Annotated in this window: 3 protein-coding genes; 1 reads left to right on the top strand and 2 read right to left on the bottom strand. The window is 62.9% G+C overall.

Annotated elements, in window-relative coordinates; genetic code table 11:
• Window positions 1-91 precede the first annotated feature (91 nt).
• Window positions 92-3,139: a DUF5107 domain-containing protein gene (locus tag KA184_07700; protein ID MBP8129451.1), complete on the top strand. Its 3,048-nt coding sequence runs from the start codon at window positions 92-94 to the stop codon at window positions 3,137-3,139.
• Window positions 3,140-3,244: 105 nt separating this feature from the next.
• On the opposite strand, the gene thiC is transcribed toward KA184_07700, so the two are convergent.
• Entirely contained in the window at window positions 3,245-5,128 is a 1,884-nt protein-coding gene (thiC, locus tag KA184_07695) for a phosphomethylpyrimidine synthase ThiC (GenBank protein MBP8129450.1), read from the bottom strand.
• Window positions 5,129-5,210: 82 nt separating this feature from the next.
• A complete protein-coding gene (gene hemG, locus KA184_07690) occupies window positions 5,211-6,632 on the bottom strand; it encodes a protoporphyrinogen oxidase (GenBank protein ID MBP8129449.1) in 1,422 nt (473 codons plus the stop codon).
• Between the last annotated feature and the right edge of the window lie 339 nt (window positions 6,633-6,971).

Genomic DNA, 6,971 nt, shown 5'->3' with positions numbered 1-6,971 from the left:
CAGCCCGCGCGACTGTGTACCATACGGCAAAAAGGCTATACTCCCAGCGGTTTGTCTCGCGTATGGGTGTTTCAGGAAAAAGGGTTCCATCATGCAATTGTCCAACTTCATTCCACGGTGCCTTGTGTCTGTCGTCCTGCTGATTGCACTGTGCCCGACGATTCCCGCCGCGCCAGACGCCGCGCCCGTCAAGACCTGGGAGGGCACGCTGACCCTGCCCACCTATCCATGGTATGACGATGTCCACCCGGTGTTTCAGCAACTGCAGGGGCCCCTCTACTATCCCTACACACGGCAGGACCACATCGCCAAATCCAGCGCAGACCGTACATACCGCGCGCTCTACCTCGAAAACGAGTATCTCAAAGTGACCTGCATTCCGGAACTCGGCGGGCGCATCTATTCCGTCCTCGATAAGACCACCAATGAGGAGGTTTTCCACTGCAACCGCGAGGTCAAGCCCGCGCTGATTGCCATGCGCGGCGCGTGGATTTCCGGCGGCATCGAATGGAACGCCGGACCCCAGGGCCATACGGTCACTGTCGTGTCGCCCGTGGACGCGGCCATCATCGAACAGGCCGACGGTTCAGCCACCCTCGTAATCAGCAATACAGAGAAAATGTTCAAGACACGCTGGACGGTCTGGCTTACGCTTCATCCCGGCAAGGCCTATCTCGACGAGCAGATTCGCATCTGCAACCCCACGGACGGCACACATCCCTATTACTTCTGGAACTGCACGGCCTTTCCGAACCTGCCGGGAACGCGATTCATGTATCCCATGACGCTGGGCTGCGACCATAACGGCACGGCCTTCTTCTCCTGGCCCGTAGACGACGACAAAGACCTCTCCTGGCTCAAGAACTACGAAACGATGAGCTCGATCTTCGCCTACGACTGCGTCTTCGATTTCTTCGGCGCCTATGATGTCGATATCGACCGCGGCATCGTCTCCTACGCGAACCATCACGAACTTAAAGGGAAAAAGGCCTGGACCTGGGGTAAGGACGATTTTGGGGTGGTGAGCCAGATGGCTTTGTGCGACGCCGGGCCGGTCCACGCGCAATACATCGAAGTACAGAGCGGCCCGCTGCTGACGCAGGCGGATTACGGCCTCCTGGAGCCGCGTCAGGCCGTCGAGTGGCGTGAATTCTGGTACCCCGTCCACGGCCTCGGCGACGGCTTTGAGTTTGCGACACGCGACGCCGCGGTCCAGACGCGGCGCGAGGGCGGAGCACTGGAAGTGCGCGTCATCGGCACGGGCAATTTGCCCGGATCCTCGCTGACGCTCGAACAGGACGGCACGACCCTGAAGACTCTGCCATGCGACCTCTCCCCCGCCGCTCCCGTGACTCTCTTGCTGGAAAATGCGCCTGAAGGCGCAATCCGCGTGCTTCTTAAGGACGCGGACGAAAAAGACCTGCTGGATTACGAAACGCCGCTCGCGATTCCTGAGGTCGAACGCCCGGACTTGACGGAAAAGCCCGCGCGGCCTGATGGCGCGCCGACGGCGGATGAACGCTATCGCAGCGCCCGGACCCTCGATAGCCAAGTGGACCGCGACGGCGCTCGCGCCGGTTACGAGGCCGCGCTGAGTATCGACCCCCTGCACACGCCTTCGCTCGTAAGCCTCGCGACGCTCGACCTGGAATCCGGGCTGTTTGAGGCGTGCGCCGAGCACGCAAATAAAGCGGTGGAACGCGACCCTGAGTGCGGTATGGCCTGGTTCCTTCTCGGCAGCGCGCAACTGGGCCTCAAGAACCCGCAAGATGCCGCCACAAGCGGTTACAAAACCGCGCGCTGTCTCGACACCATTGCGCTGGGCTATGGCATCGTGGGCCGCGCCAAGATGCGGCTCATAGATTACGAAGGCGCACTGGAGGCCTTTGAACGCGCCGTTCGCGCAAACCCGGCCGATTCGCGGAACTGGGCCGCGCTCGCCGCCGCACATCATGCGCTCGGACGCCAACTCCCCGACGAAGTCGCCGCGTTTCTCGGCGCGGACCCCCTCGACTTCACGCTGCTCGGCCTCAGCGCGCTGAACGGTCCCGGTGACATGAGTCCGTTCGGGAAGCGGCTCGCGAATGCCGGCGGCGAGAAGGAATTCATTCTCCTGGATGTCGCCGCGTTTCTGGCAGACCTGGGGCTGTACGCCGACGCCGCGCGCCTGTTGCGCGCTGTCCAGGACCTGCTGCCGGAATCGCCGCTGCTCTTGTATCACCTCGCGTTCTACGAAGAGCTGAGCGGTAATGCAGCGGAAGCGGGCGCGCTCCTCGACCGCGCGGCAGCACTTTCCGTGGATTTTGTGCTGCCCTCCGGGACCGAAACACTCGACGTGCTCGCCTACGCCGTGGCCGCACGCCCGAAAGACGCCCACGCGCAGTTGTTGCAGGGCCATTTGCTCGCCGGCCTGCACCGCCTTGAGGAAGCCGTGCCATATTGGGAAAAGGCGGTCGAACTCGACCCGTCACTTAGCGTGGCGTGGCGCCTGCTCGGCGTCTGGGCGCAGAAAAAGAAGAACGACCTGCCGCGCGCGGAAACGTGCTTCCGCAACGCCCTCGAACATAGACCGGACGACCAGGTGCTCTATCTCGACCTCGCGGAAGTGCTCGCGGCGCAAGACCGCCGCACGGAAGGCATTCAAGTCATCGAAAAGCTCCCGCGCACGCGCGACCCGCGTTATGACGCCGTACTCTGGCTCGCCGAGGCGTATTTGAATGAGCAACGCTTCGACGACTGTATTCATCTGCTGGCCACGGCGCGTTTCTCAAACTGGGAAGGCCAGGCCAAGCCACACGATATCTTCGTCAGCGCTCTGCTGAGCCGGGGCAAGGCCGCACTCGCGGACGGGCGTCCCGAGGAAGCCCTGCGTGATTTTGACACCGCGCTCACTTATCCCGAAAACCTGCAAGTTGGCGCCCACTACGTCCTCACCGACGCGGAAGTCCGCTACTGGATGGGCAAAGCCCTGGCCGCCCTTGGCCGCATGGATGACGCCCGCATCGCGTGGACAATCGGCGCGGCACAACCTACGCTGAACGATCCTCCGCTGGTGTTTGTGCCGGTTACAGAGACCCAGGACGAATATGTGAAGCAATGTGCTACGGCGCTGGACGTACTGGCGTTAACACAACCATAGACGCGAGGAATTCGGTCAGAGGCCGAGAAAGACAAGGAAACCTGCTTCACCGAATGACTGTACCGCATGCGCCTTCGCCGAAAACGAAGCGTTTGAGCCCGGTCCCTATTGCTTCGGGTAGAGTTCCGCCCCTTCGGCGAGAAAGCGTTCCGACATCTCGAGAAAGCCCTCTTGCCGGGCCGTCTCCGCATCGACACCGTGGTCCGTCGCATATTTGCGCAACTGCTGCGTGATCTCCATCGAACAGAACTTTGGCCCGCACATCGAGCAGAAATGCGCCACCTTCGCGCCCACCGCGGGCAGCGTCGCATCGTGGAACGCCCGCGCGCGCTCCGGGTCAAGCGAAAGGTTGAACTGGTCCTCCCAGCGGAACTCGAAACGCGCCTTGCTGATGGCGTTGTCCCGGATTTGCGAGCCCGGCAGCCCTTTCGCGAGGTCCGCCGCGTGTGCCGCAATCTTGTAAGCGACCACTCCTTCACGCACATCGTGCTTGTCCGGCAGGCCGAGATGTTCCTTGGGCGTGACATAACAAAGCAGCGCCGTGCCGTACCAGCCGATCATCGCCGCACCGATGCCGGACGAGTAATGGTCATAGCCCGGCGAGATGTCCGTGATCAGCGGCCCGAGCGTATAGAATGGCGCCTCATCGCACCATTCCAGCTGTTTGTCCACGTTTTCCTTAATCATATGCATGGGAATATGGCCGGGCCCCTCGTTCATGACCTGCACGTCGAATTCCCAGGCTCGGCGCGTCAACTCGCCCTGTACCTGCAATTCCGCGAATTGCGCAGCGTCGTTCGCGTCCGCAATCGAGCCCGGACGCAGGCCGTCGCCAATCGAAAACGCCACGTCATACGCCGCCATGACCTCGCAGATCTCGTCCCAATGCGTGTACAGGAAGCTTTCCTGGTGATGCGCGAGACACCACTTCGCCATGATCGAGCCGCCGCGGCTCACGATGCCCGTCATGCGGTTCGCCGTCAACGGGATAAACCGCAACAGCACCCCGGCGTGGATTGTGAAATAGTCCACGCCCTGTTCCGCCTGTTCGATCAGAGTGTCGCGGAAGACCTCCCACGTGAGTTCCTCCGGCCTGCCGCCAGCCTTTTCCAGTGCCTGATAGATCGGCACGGTCCCAATAGGCACCGGGCTGTTCCGGATGATCCACTCGCGCGTCTCGTGGATGTTCTCGCCCGTGCTCAGGTCCATGACCGTGTCCGCGCCCCAGCGAATGGCCCATACCATCTTCTCGACTTCGTCTTCGATAGAACTCGACACGGCGGAATTGCCGATATTCGCGTTGATCTTCACGAGGAAGTTGCGGCCAATGATCATCGGCTCGATTTCCGGATGATTCACGTTCGCCGGGATGATCGCGCGCCCGCGCGCCACTTCAGACCGTACGAATTCCGGCGTGAAGCTCGCCGGGATACGCGCGTCCCAATCCATCCCGGGATGCTGCTGTTTCAGAAACGCCACGGCCTCGTCGCGGCGCTGGTTTTCCCGGATCGCGATGTACTCCATTTCCGGCGTGACCATGCCGCGCCGCGCATAATGCATTTGCGTCACGCGAAGACCGGGCTTGGCGCGCAGCAAGCTGCGCGTGCGTGGAAACTTCACTGCGGCACCCGCCGGGTCGGCGGTGCGCGCCCGCCCGTACGCCGAAGCGCTCTGGCTATGCTCCTCGACGTCGCCCCGCTCGCGGATCCATTCGAGCCTCACCGCGGGCACGCCCCGGCGCACGTCCAAATCTATCGACGGGTCTGTATAAGGCCCGGACGTGTCGTAGACCGTAATCGGCGGGTTCTCTTCGACCACCGCGCCCGCCGGCCCCGAAAGCGTTGGCGATTGGCTGATCTCGCGCATGGCCACGCGGATCGACGGACGCGACCCCTGCACGTATATCTTGCGCGAGTTGGGGAACAGCGCGCGCGTGATTCTTCCTTGCTTCTCCGCGAAGACCACGGCGGGTTTCGTCGATGCGGGCATGGATGGCCTCCAAGGCGGCAAGACAGTCGCTCTACGCTTCGAAACGAACGATTACCATGATGGCATTCCCCATTCCGGGGTGTCAAAGACGAATCCCTCTCTCCACCCTGTCGACGGCGCGCAGAGCGGACAACACGCAGTCGTTCAAGCCGATGCCGCGGTAGGCGTTCCCCGCGAATACCAAACCGGGAAAAAGCTGTTCCGCCGTCTCGACGGCGCGCATGCAGTCCTCGTGCCCCAGCAGGTACTGCGGTATGCCCAGAGGATGCCGGTAAATGCGCAGCAGTTCCGGCTCTCCGGAGATGCGCAACAGGTCGTACACCTCGCGCCTCAGACAATCCAGCAGACTCGCGTCGCTCAGCCGCACCGCGTCCGGGTCCGTATAGCCGCCGTACATTGCCCGCAGCAGCACGCAATCCTCCGGAGCCCGATTCGGGAACAATGTCGAGTCCCACAGACATCCGAGGAGCCGCCGGCCCTCCGTGCGCGGCACGAGAAAGCCAAATCCGTTCAGGTCGTGGCCCACTTGTTCGCGCCGGAACGCCGCGGAGACGACCGCGATGCCCGCGTAGGCGATCTTTCCAAGCGCGGACGCCAGACGTTCCTCGAGCGCGGCACAGCATGCCGACGCCGCGTACGCGGGCAGCGCCACAACCACCGTGCGCGCTTCGAAGGCCTCGTCCTGCCCGTCCGTGTCCGTCTCGACCCGGAAGCCGCCGCTTCCCGATAATTGGATGCTGTTCACCTTCACGCCCAGGCGCAGCCGGCCGCCCAGACGGGTCTGAACCCTCTGTGCGACGCCGCCGATGCCCTCGCGCAGGCTCGTGAGCACGCCGGAAGGCCCCATCGCCGAAGCCCCGCTCTTGCGCAGCGCACGCATGGCCTTGAACAGGCCGCCGTAGGTCCGCTCCATTTCCGCCATGCGCGGGAAACAATGTTCAAGGCTCAACTGCTTCGCATCGCCGCCGAAAATGCCCGACACCATCGGGCTCACCAGGATATCCGCTGCTTCGCGGCCAATGCGCCGTTTCGCAAATTCCCACACCGATTCCGGCGCGTCGTCGCGTTTGCCCTGGACAAACGGCTCGCACAACAGACGCGCGCGGCCCCGCACCGACAACAACGGCGATACGAGAAAAGCGGGCGGCGGCTTTACCTCATGCAAACGCCCAGCGCGATAGATAAACCGGTGCGCCGCCGCTTCATTCACGCGCACGAGCTGTTCGCCCAAGCCCAGGTCCGCCATCCATCCAAGGGTCTTTGGCTCCTTGTCCAGAAACCCGTTTGGTCCCCACTCTATGGTGAATCCGTCGATGTGGTCCGTGCGCGCCGTGCCGCCCGGCGCGTCCGCGGCCTCCAGCACCAGTACCCGCTCCTGGCCAAACCGCTGGGCGGCATAATGCGCCGCACACAGGCCCGTCATGCCCGCCCCAAGTATCAGAATGTCGCTGTCAGTCACCATACGCTGCCCCGTGGCCATGTCGTCCCACGCAATATTCCGCACTCTATCAGCACCCGGGCCAAGCATATCCCGCGCCCCGCGCCCGAGGCAATCCCTGGAGTCCCTGGAGTCCTGCAGACTCGGGGCAAAGACCCCGATTCCGGTGTCTCCCTCGAAAAAGGCTTCGATTCGGCGCGGGTATCGCTTTCTACGGCCTCACAGGGTGGCCAGGGGGATACTTTGCAGTGTCTTGGTCAGCGGAATATCTTCCTCGGCCAGACATATGACGCCGCCGCAGCCCACTGGCAGCCTGAGTCTCTCCAACGCCGCGAAATGCCGCACCGCATCGGGAGTTGGCCTGTTTCACATTTCACGTATAGGTGTTTTCGTCCCTGCGGGAAT

It is taken from the genome of Candidatus Hydrogenedentota bacterium, assembly GCA_018005585.1.
Classification (GTDB): Bacteria; Hydrogenedentota; Hydrogenedentia; order Hydrogenedentales; family JAGMZX01; genus JAGMZX01.
The sequence above is the reverse complement of the archived record's forward strand: the minus strand, read 5'-3'. Positions and strand labels throughout refer to the sequence as shown.

Excerpts from the sequence above, each read along its gene's own strand:
- KA184_07700 (MBP8129451.1), top strand. The coding sequence starts at position 92 with ATGCAATTGTCCAACTTCATTCCACGGTGCCTTGTGTCTGTCGTCCTG.
- thiC (MBP8129450.1), bottom strand. The coding sequence starts at position 5,128 with ATGCCCGCATCGACGAAACCCGCCGTGGTCTTCGCGGAGAAGCAAGGA.